Origin of the sequence: Hassallia byssoidea VB512170, from assembly GCF_000817785.2 — a bacterium.
In the GTDB taxonomy this organism is placed as follows: Bacteria; Cyanobacteriota; Cyanobacteriia; order Cyanobacteriales; family Nostocaceae; genus Hassallia; species Hassallia carrinoi.
Map to the genome: position 1 here is coordinate 26,314 of NZ_JTCM02000036.1, position 18,137 is coordinate 44,450.

The 18,137-nt window shown below is 40.9% G+C and carries 19 protein-coding genes; 7 read left to right on the plus strand and 12 right to left on the minus strand.

The features are described 5' to 3' along the window. Positions 1-22: 22 nt before the first annotated feature. The 10 genes from PI95_RS16880 to PI95_RS16925 all read right to left on the minus strand — a co-directional run bounded on the left by PI95_RS16880 (position 23) and on the right by PI95_RS16925 (position 11,023). Positions 23-2,374 (minus strand): ATP-binding protein, encoded by a 2,352-nt coding sequence (locus tag PI95_RS16880; RefSeq protein WP_039738509.1) that lies wholly within the window; start codon positions 2,372-2,374, stop codon positions 23-25. Positions 2,375-2,402: 28 nt separating this feature from the next. Beyond that, positions 2,403-2,936, minus strand: coding sequence for a Rab family GTPase (locus PI95_RS16885; protein WP_039738510.1), 534 nt, complete (start codon positions 2,934-2,936; stop codon positions 2,403-2,405). Positions 2,937-3,017: 81 nt separating this feature from the next. Continuing rightward, positions 3,018-5,174 carry an OmpA family protein gene (locus PI95_RS16890; RefSeq protein WP_052324706.1) on the minus strand — a complete coding sequence of 719 codons (2,157 nt, stop codon included), beginning with the start codon at positions 5,172-5,174 and terminating at the stop codon, positions 3,018-3,020. A gap of 81 nt (positions 5,175-5,255) precedes the next feature. Next, positions 5,256-5,417 (minus strand): hypothetical protein, encoded by a 162-nt coding sequence (locus tag PI95_RS16895; RefSeq protein WP_163518952.1) that lies wholly within the window; start codon positions 5,415-5,417, stop codon positions 5,256-5,258. Between the two features lie 86 nt (positions 5,418-5,503). Next, complete coding sequence (locus tag PI95_RS16900) at positions 5,504-6,157, minus strand: hypothetical protein (RefSeq protein ID WP_039738511.1); 654 nt, start codon at positions 6,155-6,157, stop codon at positions 5,504-5,506. A 279-nt stretch (positions 6,158-6,436) separates the two neighbouring features. Then, on the minus strand, positions 6,437-8,494 hold the full coding sequence (locus PI95_RS16905) for a di-heme oxidoredictase family protein (RefSeq protein WP_201280489.1): 2,058 nt from the start codon (positions 8,492-8,494) through the stop codon (positions 6,437-6,439). Positions 8,495-8,506: 12 nt separating this feature from the next. After that, complete coding sequence (locus PI95_RS16910) at positions 8,507-8,731, minus strand: hypothetical protein (protein ID WP_039738512.1); 225 nt, start codon at positions 8,729-8,731, stop codon at positions 8,507-8,509. 85 nt (positions 8,732-8,816) lie between these two features. After that, positions 8,817-9,266 carry an orange carotenoid protein N-terminal domain-containing protein gene (locus PI95_RS16915; protein ID WP_039738513.1) on the minus strand — a complete coding sequence of 150 codons (450 nt, stop codon included), beginning with the start codon at positions 9,264-9,266 and terminating at the stop codon, positions 8,817-8,819. 109 nt (positions 9,267-9,375) lie between these two features. After that, positions 9,376-9,885, minus strand: coding sequence for an orange carotenoid protein N-terminal domain-containing protein (locus PI95_RS16920; protein WP_039738516.1), 510 nt, complete (start codon positions 9,883-9,885; stop codon positions 9,376-9,378). 646 nt (positions 9,886-10,531) lie between these two features. Continuing rightward, positions 10,532-11,023, minus strand: coding sequence for an orange carotenoid protein N-terminal domain-containing protein (locus tag PI95_RS16925; RefSeq protein WP_039738517.1), 492 nt, complete (start codon positions 11,021-11,023; stop codon positions 10,532-10,534). Between the two features lie 121 nt (positions 11,024-11,144). On the opposite strand from PI95_RS16925, the gene PI95_RS16930 reads away from it, so the two are divergent. Next, positions 11,145-12,227 (plus strand): SDR family NAD(P)-dependent oxidoreductase, encoded by a 1,083-nt coding sequence (locus tag PI95_RS16930; RefSeq protein ID WP_236117084.1) that lies wholly within the window; start codon positions 11,145-11,147, stop codon positions 12,225-12,227. Here the strand turns inward: PI95_RS16930 and PI95_RS16935 are convergent. Both PI95_RS16935 and PI95_RS16940 read right to left on the minus strand, forming a co-directional pair. Next, positions 12,220-12,426 carry a hypothetical protein gene (locus tag PI95_RS16935; protein ID WP_163518953.1) on the minus strand — a complete coding sequence of 69 codons (207 nt, stop codon included), beginning with the start codon at positions 12,424-12,426 and terminating at the stop codon, positions 12,220-12,222. The genes PI95_RS16930 and PI95_RS16935 overlap by 8 nt on opposite strands. Then, positions 12,407-12,868, minus strand: a complete 462-nt coding sequence (locus PI95_RS16940; RefSeq protein WP_039738521.1) for a DUF6335 family protein — start codon at positions 12,866-12,868, stop codon at positions 12,407-12,409. The genes PI95_RS16935 and PI95_RS16940 overlap by 20 nt, the downstream gene beginning before the upstream one ends. A gap of 323 nt (positions 12,869-13,191) precedes the next feature. Between PI95_RS16940 and PI95_RS16945 the strand changes: the two genes are divergently transcribed. From PI95_RS16945 to PI95_RS16970, 6 genes are all read left to right on the plus strand, one after another. Beyond that, complete coding sequence (locus PI95_RS16945; protein ID WP_039738523.1) at positions 13,192-13,590, plus strand: DUF2267 domain-containing protein; 399 nt, start codon at positions 13,192-13,194, stop codon at positions 13,588-13,590. 75 nt (positions 13,591-13,665) lie between these two features. Beyond that, positions 13,666-14,757, plus strand: coding sequence for a DJ-1/PfpI/YhbO family deglycase/protease (locus tag PI95_RS16950; protein WP_039738525.1), 1,092 nt, complete (start codon positions 13,666-13,668; stop codon positions 14,755-14,757). A gap of 129 nt (positions 14,758-14,886) precedes the next feature. After that, on the plus strand, positions 14,887-15,585 hold the full coding sequence (locus tag PI95_RS16955) for an SRPBCC family protein (protein WP_039738526.1): 699 nt from the start codon (positions 14,887-14,889) through the stop codon (positions 15,583-15,585). A gap of 163 nt (positions 15,586-15,748) precedes the next feature. Next, complete coding sequence (locus PI95_RS16960) at positions 15,749-16,918, plus strand: zinc-dependent alcohol dehydrogenase (protein WP_039738528.1); 1,170 nt, start codon at positions 15,749-15,751, stop codon at positions 16,916-16,918. Between the two features lie 64 nt (positions 16,919-16,982). Then, complete coding sequence (locus PI95_RS16965; protein ID WP_052324707.1) at positions 16,983-17,609, plus strand: hypothetical protein; 627 nt, start codon at positions 16,983-16,985, stop codon at positions 17,607-17,609. 97 nt (positions 17,610-17,706) lie between these two features. Continuing rightward, positions 17,707-18,030 (plus strand): hypothetical protein, encoded by a 324-nt coding sequence (locus PI95_RS16970; protein ID WP_052324708.1) that lies wholly within the window; start codon positions 17,707-17,709, stop codon positions 18,028-18,030. Positions 18,031-18,137: the final 107 nt, after the last annotated feature.

Below are 18,137 nucleotides of genomic sequence, written 5' to 3' on the forward strand. Positions count from 1 at the left end.
CGCACATTTGGGATGCTGCCAATTATCTTCGATTTTGATATTTTTGCCGCTCGTTCTCTAAAGCAATTTTAACTTGTTGATATTCTTCTTCAATCAGGTAAATTTGCGCTGCTGCTTTTATGAATTCTTCATTTACCATCATTATTTCTAATTTTGTACATAATGTTGCTAAATTAACTGCACCTAATGTAGCGCTAGTAGAAGAAAGTGTATGAGCAGCTCGCCGAAGTGCTTTATAATTAGCTTGATCTAAATAAAGATGAATATCTAGCAAAAGTCTAGTGGTATCTTCGAGATAACAATCAATAGTTTCAAAGAGAAATTCCAGCCCATCAATAGATGAATTGAAACTTGCTATTTGTAAAATTTCATATAAAGCAGCAGGATGAATCGGATTGTTGATTGTTTCTTGGTTCTCTAGTTCTTTCATTATCTTTTTCTCAGAAATCAGTGGCTGACATTTTTTTAGTACCTGCATCAGTTCTTGAATGCGGATTGGTTTGGTAAGATAATCATCCATACCAGATGCCAAACAGCGATCGCGTTCTCCCGACATTGCACTTGCTGTGAGTGCGATAATTCGAGGACGGGTATCCGGTGTCCACTCCTGGTATATAATTTCAGTAGCTGTTAAACCATCCATCTCTGGCATTTGCACATCCATTAATACCACGTCATAAAGTTGATGACGCAGCGCAGAAAGTGCTGTCTTACCATTGTTTGCAACATCTGGCTGATAGCCCATTTTTTGCAACATCATCTTTATCATCCTTTGATTAATAACGTGGTCTTCTACTAACAGTATTCTCAAAGGATGTTCCTCTGCCATGTGAGTATTAATTAGGGCATCATTTGCTACATTTTTGTTATTTTCCACTTTTTCTTCAACAGCAGCAGCAATAATCGTAAAGTAAAATTTACTACCTAAGTTTTGCTCACTTTCTACCCAAATTCTGCCACCCATTAACTCACAAAGTTGTTTGCAAACCGCAAGTCCCAAACCGGTACCACCGTACTGACGGGTGATTGAAGCATTAACTTGACTGAATGCTTGAAACAAACGCTCAAGGCGATCGCGCTGTATCCCCATTCCTGTATCTGTGACAGCAAACTGAATTTCATAAGTATTTTTAGTAATTAATTTCCGAGTTATTACTGATATTTTTACGCTCCCAGTTTCGGTAAATTTAATCGCATTATTAAGTAAATTAATCAATATTTGCCGCAGTCTCGTAATGTCTCCGACAATTATTTGAGGAAGCTCAGGATTATCTATAAAAATGAGTTTTAAGCCTTTTTCTTGAGCTTTATACCAAAGTAAAGAAACAGCCTCATTAATGCAACTTCGCAGATTGAAAGGTTGCTCCTCTAGTTCTAGTTTGCCTGATTCAATTTTAGAAAAATCAAGGATATCGTTAATAATTTTAAGTAAAGCCTCACCACTACTGTAAATAGTTTTAACAAACTCTTGCTGTTGTGTTGTTAATTCACTATTTAATAGTAAACTAGCCATCCCAGTAACTGATGTAATGGGAGTGCGAATTTCATGGCTAATCATGGCTAAGAATTCCTGTTTAGCAAGTTCTGCTTGCTTGCGTTCGGTCATGTCTCGAATAATATAAACGTAACCCTGGAAATGCTCAACTTCTGTTTGAACTATTGAGTAAGAAAAGGCAACAGGAATTGTTTTTCCACTCTTGGTTTGACAAACAGTTTCTACCTCTTTCATTAAGGGAATAGGTAGTACGGCATTACAAATATTTGATTCTTCCTCTATTTTAAAATTAAAATCATTAACTAATTTAATCACATTGAAGATAGGTTGACCGATAAGTTCAGCTTCGGAATATTCCAATAAAGCTTGTGCGGCAAGATTAATTTTTTTGATGTTGCCTGATAGTGTTGTTACTAACAAAGCATCTGCCATTGATGTAACAATTTGGTCAATATATTGCTTAGAAGCTTTTAAGGTACGTAATAAAAGATTTGCCTCATTTGTTCCTTGTATTAAAGATTGTTCCAGAACCATTCGTTCTGTGACATCTTCGACAATAATCATTAACTTATTCTCAGAATATTCTTGTATATTCATAATACAAATATTAATATATAAAGGATGGTCATGCTGTAGCGATCGCATGATTCCTTTTAATTCAAAATTATCTTGCTTTCCTTGTAGAATCGCTTCAAAAACATCTTCAAGTCCCTCTAATTCCGAAAAAACAAGCCGAATATCCTTACCTAACTGCACTTCATCGTAAATATCAACAAAACGATTTACTCCCAAAGACATCTCCAAAATCTTTAAGTTCTGGTCAATAACCAAATATTCAATACGACGCAAAGACAGCAGATTTGTCAACAATGAATTCATAAATACCTCGCGGGAGCATTAAGTTATTTCAATTTACTTGCATTAAAGCTTGAGCCAAAACTTGAAAAAGTTCCTCAACATTATTGCCAGTTTTAGCAGAAGTTAAATAGGTGGCTATTACATAATTTTGTTCGCTAAATTGATATAGTTGTCGGAGAGTTTCTAGATACTCGGTTTCAATTAAATCTGATTTATTCAAGGCAATGATAATATAGCTTTTCGGATTTACAGCTAAAAAGTTTTTAATATGTTCAGAGAGATGATTGAGCGTTTCTTGTACTGTTGCATCACCAACTATCACCGCTCCTTTAGCTCCTTGAAAATAACTTGGAGCAATTGACTTAAATTTATTATTACCTTCAATATCCCAGATAATCAGTTGTAAGTTTTGCGTATTTTCTGCGTCTTTGTCGGAAAAATCAATTAATTTACGAGATATTTTGACTCCGACAGTCGAAAGATACTTATCGCTGAACTGTCCTTCTACAAATCGGCGAATCAGGCTAGTTTTGCCTACACCATAATCACCTATTAGACAGATTTTTTTAGCTATTGTGGACATATTTTTACCAAACCAAAAATAGAATATATCTTACAGGAATAAAAACTACTATAAATCAAATCTTCAATTTTAAATCTCAAGTTACTTGTCTATCGGTTCTAAAACAACACAGCGATTTAGCCAAGAAGGTTGAGTCATATCAATTCCTGGTGGTAAATTTGTGGTTGCCACCACTTGTAAACGAGATGGTTCAACACCTTGATTAATTAATGCTTGTTGTACAGCTTTTGCTCGTGCTAGTGCTAATTGTTGGGCTAGAATAGTATTAGTAACTGAATAACTATAACCGATAATTTTTAAATGCTTCATCGGATGTTGTTCTAAGAAAAATTTGACTTGCTTAACCTTGTTTTCTAAATCCGCAGATATTACAGTTGCTGAATTTGGTTGAAAATAAAATCGAACTGCAACCCCCACTTTTTCTATTTGCACTGCACTAGATACAAAATTGATACCAGGGATTTGCTCAAATGCCTGAGTAATGATTTTTGCATCTGCAATTTGGTTGACAGTACCCTGAACATAAACTTTACCAGCGAGGTATTGAGCAGAAATTGTTGTACCGTCTATTTGATTTAAAACTGCGGTGACTCGTTTCACCTCAGCAGCAGCTAATACAGGGTCTGGTGGTACTTTTACTGAGATAATTTGATTGTCAATCGACCATTTGGGAGCAGTTGCTTTAGTAATTTGTTCGGCTTTACTCCGCAAAACTTGATTGGGTAATCTTCCAGTCAGCTTTAGTTTACCGTGATTCTCCTTTACTGTTAAACGATAGACGGCTAATTCTGGTGTCGAAGCTAAAGCCAAGGAAGCTTTATTTTCAATAGAACGAATTACTTGATTATTGTATCGCCAAATGCCCCAAGGAATGAAAATGGCGCTAATAATTGTTAAGCTTAATATAAGTAGAGACGATGGTTTATTTTTTTTATTTTTACCTTGATAATCATCTTTTAGCGTTGACAAAGTTGTATGAATCTGGCTAGGAATTGTATCTGAATCGCCGTCAAATTGTTCTATTAATTTTCCGTAATTTTTAACTAGTTTAGCGAGAGTTTCTCGCATTTTCCAGATAAATTCTTGAGTTGCTTCTCCCTGTATAACAATTGCCAAATAACAATATCCAGCAACTTCTAAAATAATCTTCGATGTACCGTAGTTAATTGCATCTAGTTCGGAAACGCTTCCAGATTGAGTGATACAATCATTGGCAAAGGTGCGAATCGCTGTCAGCATTCCTGCTACCATCTCTGACTCTAACCTTTGTCCATCTTCAGGTTGAATATCTGAGATAACCAAACCGGATTCTTTATGAATCAAAAAAATGGCTTGAACAGTAAACGGTAGCGCTTCTTTGAGGATTAATTCTGCTTCAGAAACTCCCTGTAACTTGGCGCGAATTTTACGTTTTATTCCTTCAACGCTAAGAGTTTCTTCAACTTGTTGATTAATGGCGTGAATTGTCTCCGCCATATATTTAGATATGGTACTACCAATAATTGGGTAAAGTGCATCGACAACGATATTTTCCTCAATTTCGATTTGCTTCTTTATCGCTCGTCCAATTGTCGGAGCAAATGCGTCTGAAACTTCCTCTGGTGCAATCATAATCTGCTGGGTAATAGCGATAGGAACAGCCGAAGCTAAAGCTGAACCCATACTATTTTTATCCTCCTCACTCCGACTGCGAATAGCTTGATCGACGATTGGGGCAATTATTTGTGCTATTTCCTCTTTTGATTCGCTAATTTTCAGCCTCAAAAGCTCAGAAATCGATGGAAGCAGTAGATTAATTAACTCTTTGGGGTCATAAATTTGATGTTCCAGCTTAGTTAAGTTTTGCTGAATGCTTGCCGCAATATTGTTTAAATCTGTTAATTCTGTCCCGACTAAAAGCTCTTGTAATTTTTGCCAAGCATCAATTGTGTTTTGGGAGCTATTTTGATTCGTTTCGTCTAAATGTGGCTCCCAATTTGCAATTAGTGGAGTATTTTTTTCCAATTCATTATCCAAATGTGGTTGCTCGAATGAATTAGGATGCTCAAGAGTTGCTTCTAAATAAATAACAGAAGATTCTGATTCGAGTTTGTCTGGATAAAAATCCTCTTCAACAGTTTCGGGTAGTATAGAATAACTTGACTCATGTGGATCGATGATATTAAGCTCAACAAGCAAATTCAGAAAGTTATCAAGCTGTACAGCTTCATCTTGAGTCATCGATTCCACCTGAGTCATGTTTGTAAATTTTGCCTTCTGTGTGTTATATCATGTCCGGTTGATTACTTATTAAACCAGAAGAACCCCACCCCGTCAAAGCTACGCTTCGTCTCCCCTCCCCGCTTGCGGGGAGGGGATAAAGGGGAGCCAGTGCGTTGGGGAGGCAGTGCGTTGCGGAGGTTCCCTCCGTTGAAGCACCTGCCGTCGGCTCTGCCGACTTGAAGCACCTGGCGTGTGGGGTGCAATGACTGTGGGAATCATAACTAATTATGCGGACATGATATTATTTAAGCAATTTGAAATAACACAGATTTTGCATCAAGCTATAGCTTGATTTCAGGTTTAAATTAGGAATGTATTTCCACATTACCGTTGGAGTGAGTTAACACCTTTGAAAGTTTTGTAGTTTCTAATAGTGGAATTGAGGGATACTCGCTCTTTTCTTCCACTGCTTCTTGTAGCTTGGGAATAAATTCTGTTCCCTTCAATCGCATTCCCAAAGCAAACAAAGTTTCTGCCATATCATCACGGGAAACTTTGTTGTCTCTCAAATCTGAAAAGCGTCGTTCTAGTTCTTCTAAAATTAAATCTCGCAAAGCTGAGATATCATCTTGAAGTAAGTCTTTGGCTTGAGACAGTTCTTCTCGAATTGAGGTAGTTTGGCTATCTAGCGTTTCGTCAAGAGATTGAACGCTACCGGAAAATTTTTTGTTTAAGCGATCTATTAATTGTCGCAAGTCAGCAGCTTCTTCTTGGGTGGTAAGACTAAGTGACTTGTGCTTTTTATCTAGTGACTCAACTGCCGCTTTTAACTCTGCTGTAAAATGAGCTTTCAGTTGTTCGACATGGCTACGCATCTCTTTTTGAAACAACTGTATGTCTGACTCCATCTTGCTAAATCGATTGTCGTAGTCTCTGATTTGCGCTCCAAAAATAATGTCGCGGATCTGATCGACGTTTCCAAGTCTTTCACGCACATCGTCTCTACTCATCTGACTCATCGGGAATACCTCAATCTCTGTAATATTAACTAAAAAAGTGATTTGTTTTACTGATGTTTGGAGATTTCCAAATCTCAGACGCTACAAACGCACCCAGCCTAGTTTTTTAAGACAGATTTATTATTCCCAGCTTTGTCAGGTTTCTATCAGATTCTGGAGTAGTTTTTTTCGTAGTGGGCACTTTAGTGCCTCAAATAAGCGATAAATCGCTTACTACGGTTATACGAGAAACCCACAGGTTTTTAGGCTGTGGGCTGCTTGCAGAGGTATTTTGTTTGTCTAGCGACTTTGAGGTGGAATAATTTCGGGATTGTCGTCTAATGAAAGAAGAAATTCTATCAAGTCGGTTTGGTCTTGAATATCAAAACCAGCCTGTTTATCAACCCAGTAATTATGTCCGCTACCGTCTGCGTTGGACTTTTGCAAGTTGGAATTAGCATGATTGGCTAAAACTACCTGCCTACGCAAGTTACGATCTACAAGCACGCGCAAACTTGCACTTGGATCTGGGGCAATGTTTTTTAAGGAAGTCCCTGTAAGTCCCAATTGCTCGGAATTAACGATTTTTAAGCCGTTTTTATCTACTAGGACTGCTTCTTTTGTGGCTGCAACACCACCATCATGCAAATATGGTGCGGTGACGGCTAATCCTATCAAACTAGGAACTTTGTAACCGCCGGCGTTACCAATGGCAAATGCTAGTTTGAAGTCTTCTTCGGATATGATATTGGGAACATTCAGCACTAAGGGATTTTCTGGCAAGGGAACCCGCACGTTGCTGGGGTAAGTCTGCGGTTCTGTGAAGTTGCCGGCGAAAGCTGCTTGTGCTTTAGCGCGTGAAGGTTGAGATTTGATTTCTGATTCGGCAATTACGTGATTGTTGGTGAAATACCTGCCGCTGTGACACTCAACGCACCCCGCTTTTGTGAAAATCGCTGCCCCTCGCTTGACTGCTTCTGAGTTGGTAGAATGATTTGGCGGTGGTGCGAGGGAGTTTTGAAACGCTGACATGCCGTTAAGTTGTGCTGCAACTGGCAAACCAGGTGAACTTGCCATCAATCCATCAAGCATGAATGGTGAACCTTTGGGAAATCCTGGCATTTTAATTACTTCGTTCATTGCAGGTGTGCCAGGAGTCGGATCGATTTTCTCAAAGAATTCTGATGGTTTGGCGTTTTGTGGTAATCTGAAGGCTGGATTGGCGGAGTTTTGCAAAATGATGCCTAAGTAGGTTTCTTTGTCAATACCTAATAACTTTTGACTAGCATCAGCACCGGTTGTCAAATCTGAGTTTGTGGCGTGAACGTTGCTGTTAAGTGTGGTGAGTCCGTGAAACCAACCAATTGCCGCGTTACCACTCCAGCCGTAAGGATATGCGGCAAAAGTATAGGAAGATGGATTTTGCGAAGGATTGTTAACATTGTCGCCGGTTGAGTCAAAGTTGCCGGGAGACCAAGTTAATAATTCTGCATCAACGGCATTTTCTAAGGCTTTGATATCCGGTAGACGGTATCGCCTACCATCCGCTTTCATATAAGTAGTTTCACCACGGCGCATTGTTTGCGGATTTACACCAGTTTGCCGAAACCAAGCGGCTGAATTACTGGCTAATGCGATAATTAAACCGGTATCTAAGTCGTTATTTGGTGCGCCTTCTAAGATGCGTCCGGTGACTTGATCGACAGCCGCATGACACGCAGCACAAGTAACACCAACGCGAATTTTACCTTGATTGATATGAGTAACAATTCCCAAGGGGAAGAGAGAATTTGCGGGTACGTCAAGTCCGGTGTTGAGGATATCACCTTTTTTGAAAGTGCGATCGCCTACTTGCATATCTCGATCCATCGTCACTTGCAGATTTGTGGTAGACTTGCCACCAAGAGAGGCGATCGCATAAGCTAAATTCCCAACATTCAACGGTCCATTCAAAACACCAGTTACATCAGTAAAGAAAACCTCATTTCCAAAGGTTTCCGTATAAAAAGCTTTGCGACCAAGTTTAATCAAATCTTCAGTGATAGCTACAGCACCATTATCTGCTGATAGTTGCTGTTTGCCTTCATCTGTTTTCAGTAAACTTGCAGCTTCATTTTTACTGACAACTTTACCCAACACATCATAAGAATTTATTTCTTGTGCTGTCGGTTGGGTAATTGGTGTATATGTATTGTTAATACTTGGTGTTCCGGGAATAGCGATATCAATTTGATATGCCAAGAAACTAATAAAGACAATCAAAGCTAGCAGTATACTAACCCGACGTAACCCTAAATTTTCCCTTTGCGCTTTGAGGTTTTCATCTGCGCTTTTCGTCTGTTCGGGAGAATATACCATAATTCACTTTCGTTAGAATCTGGAACCGCAAATTTCATCAACAATTGCTGCTGGTTTATTGCTATTTTGTTCTCGACAAATCAATGTCCGAGCTAAATTTTGCTGATAATAAAATCGATGAGCAAACCAGCCGATAGGTGTACCTAAGATTGTACCGATTACTAAACCAGTTATCAGACTGGAAACTAAATGCTTTCTTTTAATATTTTCTCGTTCAACAGTTTTTGTTTGCACCATAATCTTTTACTGTGTATTTAATTAAATTATTTTCTTGAGTGCATTCCCAGTCAGTGACCGGGAACGAGGATATGATAACTTCAGCTTATGAAAGTACTTGCTGCATAAAAGACATTATTTCTTCGGTACTAGCCATTTGCAATAAATCCAACACTTCTGCTGCTGGTTCTGAAGGTATATAATCAAGTGGTATACCCACAACTGAACCGCCTAAATTTTGGGCTAAGTGATACCAAAAAGCCAATTTACATTCAGCATCCATTGAGGTATAACTATCAGTAGAAATTGCTGTTTCTCCGCCTTCTTGATTTTGTAACTGACGCAAAGCTACTATTTGTTCTGGGTGGGATACTTTTTGAATTTCTGCTACCAAATCTGCGGTTCCGTCACTCGGCATACAATTGAGAGCGCTGGCGGGAACTTCTTCAGAAACTTGAGTAAAAAGCAATGCTAGTACAGCTAGGCGATCGTCTGCATTTAAATTTTTAAATTTTGATACAGCTACTTCGATAAAATTGGTATTCGTAGAAGTCATAAACACCTCAAATTAACTAGAATTTAGAAAAATGGTCTTCAAAAAAGTATTATATTTTGATTTGTAGAGGTGGGCAATACCCACCCTACACTTCAGTTAAAACTTCGGATTACAGCACTTTTGTCAGGAAAGATACTAAATCGTCAGTATTTAATGACTTCAGAGAGTTCAACACTTCTGTTGCTTGTTGAGAAGGTTGAGATTGACTTGATAAACCCATGATTGCGGTTCTTAATCTTTCTGCTAGTAGATACCAGAAAGCTAATTTAGCTTCAGGTTGCATGTTACCATATTCACCAGTAGAAATTTTATTTCCACCATGAGCGAGTTCAGCCATCGCTTTGCTGGGATTTGGATCGAGCATTACTTCGTCCTGGTCGCGTCTGTTTGCTGGTAGCAAGTCACGCAAAGCGAATAGCTGTTCTTCCGAGGACAGTTTTTGAACTTGTGCTACTAACTCCGCAGCCTTTTCTGTTGGCAAGGAATTTGTAACATTTGCAGGTATTTTATCAGCAAAAGAGGTTAAAAGTAACCCCAGTACTGTTAGGCGATCGTCTATCTTCAATCGCTGAAATGCTGATACAGCTTGTTGTGATGGATTAACATTTGTAGAAGTCATAGACCCTCCGAGCTTGTTAGTGATGCATCTGTGGTTGTTGTAATTTGGTTGTGTGTTTGGAAAAAAACTTTAACAAATCTACAACGTATATTTGCAACTTCTCAGTTATGCTTCTATACAGGTTAAAAATTAATTCCTAGTTATTTCCCTATTAAAAGGTAGAAACGTAATTAAAGATTATTATTTATAATCCAGCCATAAGAGAGAGGTAACTTTTTGTCAAACCTCACCGATAATATTGAACATTAACTAAAGGGTAATCCGGCTGTCATATCATGTCCGGTTGATTACTTATTAAACCAGAAGAACCCCACCCCGCTCTCATCGTAGCTTTGTCTCCCCTCCCCGCAAGCGGGGAGGGGCTGATCGGGGTGGGGTGCAATGACTCTGGGAATCATAACTAATTATGCGGACATGATATCAAATGCGAATACGAAACTGAAAATCATAGATAAACATCGAGTGTTTATTATCTGTGGTTTGACGTTTAATTTGGTCTACTTATGAGCTCGGAGAATTAGGTATGTTGCCTCAAAGGAAAAGTCCGAGCGGCTTAAGTTGCCGCTCGAAACTAGGGGGGAATTAAACCTTGTCTGAAACTTGTTAGGTAGCGCGGCTTGGGCTACTTATCGAAAATCTCAAAGCTTTAGACTTCTGCGCCACCTTTGGCTTCTGCACCGAATGGGGCAACGTAATCACGGAAGAGAGTGATTTGCTGCTCAAAACCAAGTTGCTTAATTTTATTCAACAGTTCTTGGGGTGCAGAAGAAAGCTGATAGCTAGCAGGCATAGGAATGATAGTAGCGTTTTCCATGCCTTGAGCTAACCGATACCAAAATAACAGCTTGGTGGTTTCACCCAAAGAACCATATTCACGAGTTAATTGCTTATCTACACCATTAATCAAATCGCGCTGAAGTTGTAGTTGTTCTTCGTGGGATAATTCTTTGACTTGATTAAACAAACCTTCGGCAATTTCAGTAGAAACGGTGCTTGCTCCGGGTGCTGCTGGGGTGATTGAGCTACCCATTTCTTTGTAAACGAACCAGAACAAAGCAAGCTGATCGTCTACGTCTAAGGCTTGCCATGCTTGGACATGTTCGCGAATTGTTGGATCGTTGGTTTGGGTATATGTCATAACAAACTCCGATTGCGATTAAATGATTGCTATTGCAACCCTATCAAAGGTACATCGAGGGTTTAACCCTACTGAAGACAGATGTATCTAAATCAAAGAGAAGAATAATTGGGAATGGGGAATGGGGAATGGGCAATGGGCAATGGGCAATGGGTTTTTGAAGAGGGGAAAACGGAAAAGGGTAAAGGAAGAAGAGTTTTTCCCTTTCCCCTTTCCCCTTTCCCCCTCCTTTCTTACCAATTCCCTATTCCCTATTACCAATTCCCTATTCCCCACTCCCCACTCACCATTCCCCACTCCCCATGCCCTAGTTTTAGGAGATATATCGATGGATAGACGTTTAGAGGGTAAGGTTGCGATAGTAACTGGTGCTGGTGCTGGTATTGGAGAAGCGATCGCTCACAAATTTGCAAAAGAAGGTGCATCGGTGGTTGTCAACGGATTACCAAGCGATCCGATTGAAGATGTAGTGCAGTCGATTAAACATTATGGCGGTAAAGCGATCGCCTACGCGGGAGACGTTTCCCAAGAGTTTCACGCTAAAAACTGCGTGCAAACTGCAATCAATGCTTACGGCAAGTTAGATATCTTAATCAACAACGCTGGAGTTTTTCTGGCTACGGCTCAAACAGAAGATTACCCCATCGATGTATTTGATGACACAATTCGCATGAATCTTCGTTCAGCGTTTTTGATGACAAAATTCTCACTTCCCCACCTTCAAAAAACGCGGGGAAACATCGTCTCAGCGGGTTCCGAAGCCGGCTTCAACGGCTTACCATACAACACAACATACGGCGGTACCAAAGGTTGGATGCATTCATTCATGCAAGGTGTAGCCGTCGAACAAGCCAAACACGGTATCCGTGCTAATTGTGTCTGTCCCGGTGCAATTGATACTGCATGGACGCACAAAGAAACCGGTCCAATGGACGCGAAGATGGAAAAATCCCTGATTGAAGGTACACCACTAGCGCGACGCGGTACACCAGAAGAAATGGCAAATGTGTACGCCTTCATCGCTTCCGACGAAGCCAGCTACGTCACCGGCGCACTCTGGCTAGCTGATGGTGGCGTCACCGTCGCCAAAGGATCTGCCGGTTCAGAAACTCCATTGTGGATGCGCTTTGCACCCAAAGGTGAATTACGCCTCGATCACTCTAAAGAAGGATTAGAGAATAAAGATACTCAGACACTTAAGTAGGGAGTGGGGAGTGGGGAGTGGGGAGTGGGGAGTGGGGAGTGGGGAGAGGGGGAGATGGGGAGATGGGGAGAGGGGGAGAAAGAATTGTCTCCAAAGAGTCCCCTTGTCCCCTTGTCCCCTTGTCTCCAAAGAGTGCCCTTGTCCCCTTGTCCCCCTGTCTCCCTGTCTCCCCTGTCCCCCTACTCCCTCCTGTCTCCATAATCTTCAGAAGATGTGGGATCTAACTCCCAGCGACTATCGTCGCGCTGTTCTAAGATTTCGCTTGTCCGTAGAAACGCGGCATCATCCATTTCTATTCCTACAGCTGCACCAATTTCGTCTACAATATCTTGATCGGGAGTGGAAGCAGTACCACCAACAGCTTCATCACCTACCATTGCTGCTTGTTGCCAACCGGCATCAACATCACCTCCAGTTAATTCTGGACTGGCATATGTAGCATACTCATCCAACTCCTCTTCCATTTCTCGTCCGCCGACATTATACCCTGGTGATTCTTTGACACCAGTACCATAGGATTCGGTAATTTCCTGTGGTAGGTCGGAAATTTCTTCTGGTAAATTATCTTCGGATTCAAGTTCCTTATCTGGATCTACACGGTTGAGTTGAGCTTCTAAATCTACTTGTTGTTGATCCGCCATAATTATAAATATTTCTGCATCTCCAAAATAACGCTTTCCCTCATCTGGCTTGTCTCCCTAGGGATGTATTACTTGAGATGGAAAAAAATCTATCCCTTTGGAGTGAAGTGAAGATAACTGTTGCTGCATACTATTAAAAATGTGAATTCCTGCTCAAGTCATTGAAAATTAAAGAATTATTAAGGAAAATTAGATTTTTTGACAAAATAAAACCGAGCTGATTAGCTGAAAATTGCGAATGGTAAGCAAGTAGTAGATATCATATTTTGAATAATTAAAAATTCCAAAAAGCATTGATTATTTTTTAGAAGTGGAGGAAGAAAGTGAAATACGACCAGTTTATTAAACATGTCCAAAGCGTTGCTCAATTAGATTCCCGTGAAGAGGCAGAACGTGCTACTCGTGCTACGTTGGAAGTTATTCGAGAACGGATTGTGGGTGATGAAGGTAAGGATTTGGCTTCACAGTTGCCAAAGGAATTAGGCGAATTTTTGCGCGGTCGTGAAGGCGAAAATGGTCAGCATTTTGGCTTGGAAGAGTTTATCAAGATGGTGAGTGAGAAGGAAAATGTAGAACCCACTGCTGCTGCGATGCATGTCCGGGCTGTTTTTACTGTGTTGCAAAGTGCTGTAAGTCCGGGTGAGTTTGCAGATTTGCAAGCTAATTTTTCACCAGATTATGCGGAGATATTTGCAGCGGGTTCAACTGTGGTTTCGCAGTGAAGATTTGAGAAGGTTTGAGAAGATTTGAGCGCTGAAGCGCTCACTACGGTAATAAAAAATTTAAGAGGTGATTCAATGGCAAATTTTAATAATGGTAAGAAAAAAGTCGCTATCCTGATTGAGAATGGGGTGGAGGATGCGGAATTTCAAGTTCCTTATAATGGGCTAAAACAAGCGGGGATGGAGGTTGTTGTCCTCGGTGCCCGGATGAATGAAAAGTATAAGGGCAAACAAGGGAAAGTTTCTCAGCAAGCTGATGGAACTACTACGGAAGCGATCGCCTCGGAATTTGATGCGGTGGTAATTCCCGGTGGAATGGCACCCGACCACATGCGACGCAACCCCAACACTGTCCGCTTTGTTCAACAAGCGATGCAGCAAGGTAAATTGATAGCGGCAGTTTGTCACGGACCGCAAGTTTTGATTGAAGGTGATTTGCTCAAAGGTAAACAAGCCACTGGTTTTAGCGCTATCCGCAAGGATATGATTAATGCGGGTGCAAAGTATGTTGATGAACCTTTGGTTGTTGACGGAAATTTGATTACCTCGCGTCAACCTGGAGATTTGGCAATTTTCACCACAGCTATCTTGAGTCGTTTGGGTTACGGTGGCAAGGATGCTGCGTTACCTCAAGAGAATGATACAAGCGCGGAATGGTGGAAGCTGGCTGATGCTTGGGGTGGTTCAACTAAGGGTGATATTGTCAAGGGTGTAAATACTGCTCTTGCTGGTGAGCGTTATTCGTTGGAAGCTTTGGAGAAGTATTTTGAGAAAGAGTCAGATGCTCAAGTTAAGGCGTTGTTTCAAGAGATAATTACTAATAAACAACGTCACATTCTTAAGCTGGAAACTTATCTTGACAGGTTGGGTGAGAAACCTTCTTTAGCCGCTAATATCGCGAATCAATACGCGAAGGTGAAAACGGCTATGACCGGAAGTGATGATATTTTTCAATTGCGATCGGCTTTGGGTGATGTGCAAACGGGTATCGGTGATATTGGCAATTTGTGTGCTATGTATACTGACCCGGTAGCTACTGCGCTGTTTACGGATATTTACAATGATTTGGTGACTTCTGAACAGCGATTGGTAGAGTTGTATCAAACGCGGATGGGGCTGGATGTGAAGCCTGCGAAGCCGACGACGGGTGCGGCTATGTCGATGTAGTGTTTTTAACGAACCGCCTTGGCGCTAGCCTCTCCCTTCGGGAGAAGACGCCAAGGGCACCAAGAAAGAGATAAAAAGAGGGTCTTTGGGTTTTGGTGGTTATTTTTACGGAGAGAAGGGGATAAAAATATGGCTTCGAGTTCGGGAAATGAGTTGAGTAAGGGTGAAGGCGCCCAGGCTGGTGAAACTGAGCGTTGGGCGTCTCTTTTGGGTGGTGGGGCGATGGTGCTGATGGGTTTAAGTCAGCGTTCTTTGCGCGGGGTGCTGATGGCTGTAGCTGGGGGCGGTTTGGTGTATCAAGGTGTAACTAAGCAAAGCACGATTCAGCAAGCACAGGAGGCGATTGGTATAAGTAAATCTATTAAGGTTGAAAAGACGGTAACGATAAATAAGCCTGCGGATGAACTTTATCGCTTTTGGCACGATTTTGAGAATCTGCCGAGGTTTATGAAGCATCTCAAATCTGTGACTGTGCAAAATGATAAAAGGTCGCATTGGATTGCGAATGCACCTTTGGATAGTAGTGTGGAATGGGATGCAGATATATTGGAAGACCGAGAAAATGAGTTTATTTCTTGGGCTTCGGTGGAAGGTGCTGATGTGGAGAATTCTGGTTTTATTCGCTTTAAGAAAGCACCAGGCGATCGCGGTACTGAAGTAAAGGTTGTTCTTGAATATAGCCCGCCAGGTGGAGCGATCGCATCTGTATTTGCCAAACTTTTTGGTGAAGAACCAGAACAACAAATTGGTGATGATTTACGCCGTTTCAAAATGCTAATGGAAGCTGGCGAAATTGCCACAACTGAAGGACAACCAAAAGGTGGGTAATTGGGAGTAGGGAGTAGGGAGTAGGGAGTAGGGAGTAGGGGGAAGGTAAAAATAAGAATTCATATTTTTTGCCTTCTACCTTTTTCCTTCTACCTTCTCTTCCCCATTCCCCATTCCCCACTCCCCACTCCCTATTCCCTACTCCCTACTCCAAAATATATATATGAAAGCAGTCTGCTGGCATGGTGCTAATGATGTGCGGGTGGAAACGGTGCCAGACCCGAAAATTATCAACCCGCGTGATGCTATTGTCAAAATTACTTCAACGGCAATTTGCGGATCGGATTTGCATATTTATGGTGGCTATATTCCCACTGTGCAATCAGGTGACATTATCGGTCACGAATTCATGGGGGAAGTGGTTGATGTTGGTAATGCAGTAAGTAATTTAAAAATAGGCGATCGCGTTGTCGTTCCTTCGATGATCGGTTGCGGTAACTGTCATTATTGCCAGCGTGATATGTGGTCGCTGTGCGACAACTCCAACCAAAACGGTTGGATGGAAGAAAAGTTGTTTGGCAGTATCACTTCAGCAATTTACGGCTACTCGCACACCTTCGGTGGTTATGCCGGCGGACAAGCAGAATATGTCCGCGTACCTTTTGCCGATGTCGGTGTGGTGAAAGTCCCCAAAGATATACCCGATGAAAAGTTACTTTTTATCTCCGATGCCATCCCTACCGGTTATATGGGTGCAGAATTATGCGATATTCAACCTGGTGATACTGTAGCCGTTTGGGGTTGCGGTGCTGTCGGACAATTCGCCATGATTAGCGCTTACATGATGGGTGCTGAAAAAGTTATCGGCATTGACCGCTTTCCGGAACGCTTAGAAATGGCTAAAAATTTCGCCAAAGCCGAAATTATCAACTATGAAGAAGTTGATGCCGGCGAAGCTTTAAAAGAAATGACCGGCGGTCGCGGTCCCGATGCTTGTATCGACGCTGTGGGATTAGAAGCGCACGGTGTCGGTTTTGAAGACTTTTACGACCAGACAAAGCAAAAGCTGCGGTTAGAAACAGACCGTCCCCACGTACTGCGGCAAATGATGCTTGCTTGTCGTAAAGGAGGCACCCTTTCAATTATGGGTGTTTACGGTGGTTTTGTTGATAAAATTCCCTTTGGTGCAGCCTTTAACAAAGGCTTGACTTTCCGGATGGGACAAATGCATGGTCAAAAATACATGCACAAGTTGCTAGAGCTAGTTTTAGATGGAAAATTAGATCCATCTGTGGTTGTTAGCCATCAATTACCCCTGGAACAAGCACCTCACGGCTACCACATTTTTCAACAAAAAGAGGATAACTGCATCAAAGTTGTTCTCAAACCATGAAATCGGTAGGGATGGGGTTTCCCTACCCATATTGTTCAATTAAATAATTCAATCGGAGGCTTTCGTGAAACAATTTTTGCACAGAGTTTTGACAGTTGTTTTTGCTGCATTTATATTTATTGGTGCTCAAGCTTTTGGTTACGGCAATGCATTGCAAGCGTTTGCTAATGATACCGTCGAATCACCAATCGGTATTTATTACAAAGGAACCCCAGATGAATCGGCGCCCAACCAAACCAACACAGCGGTAGAAGGTGGTAAAAGTAAGCTAAAAAGTACTTTTGATAATCTTCGCGGAACTGCTAAAGATGCTGTGAATTCAGCTGATAGTGCTAAAAATAAGCTGAAGCAAACTGCTGATAATATCAAAGGAACTGCCAAAGATGCTGTGAATTCAACCAAGAAAGGAATTGATGACGCTGCGAAATCAACAGGTGAAACTGTCAAATCACCACTCGGCACTTATTATAAAGGTACACCGCACGCATCTTTACCATTAGAAACAGACACAAAGTCTGTTGATACGAAAAATCCTTTGCAAAGTATCGCTGATAATGTTCGCGAAAAACTCAATCTTGATGAACCACTTCCGGAAAGCACAAAAGAGTTTTTGGGTGAAACAGAGAAGAGAGTTGAAAAGGCTGTTGAACCAATAACTGGAACTAAAGAAGGTTATCACCAAGTCAAATAATCAGTTTGAGAGGATTTATCCTTTCTGATTAAAAAAGAGTTATGAGTTAAATTAAAACTCATAACTCTAACTCAAAAATTGGATAATAAGGTATTTTATGAAAGTAATTTTTTTGCAGATAAATTTACGATTAAATCAGATTTTTAAAGCTATTTTGGTAGTATTTGCAGTCTTGTTTATGCAATGTTTTGGTGACATAAATGTATTGCCAGCGCAGGCTGATACCGCGAAAACACCAGAAGCTAAATATTACAACGCACAACCGACTGAGAAAGATAAACAGTTGGTTGACAATGCCAAAAATAACTTGAAAGACATTGGTGAGAATGTTCGGGAAAAACTTAATCTTGATGAACCTTTACCTGAAAGTACCAAAGAGTTTTTGGACTCAATTAAAGAAAAAGCTGAACCAATTAAGTAAATGGATATAGATACAGCAGAATTGAGAAGTCAGAAGTAAAAAAGGTTTTATGTCTAGCTTTTAGACTTCAGCATTCTACTTCAGTTACTTGCAATGTGCTGTAAACC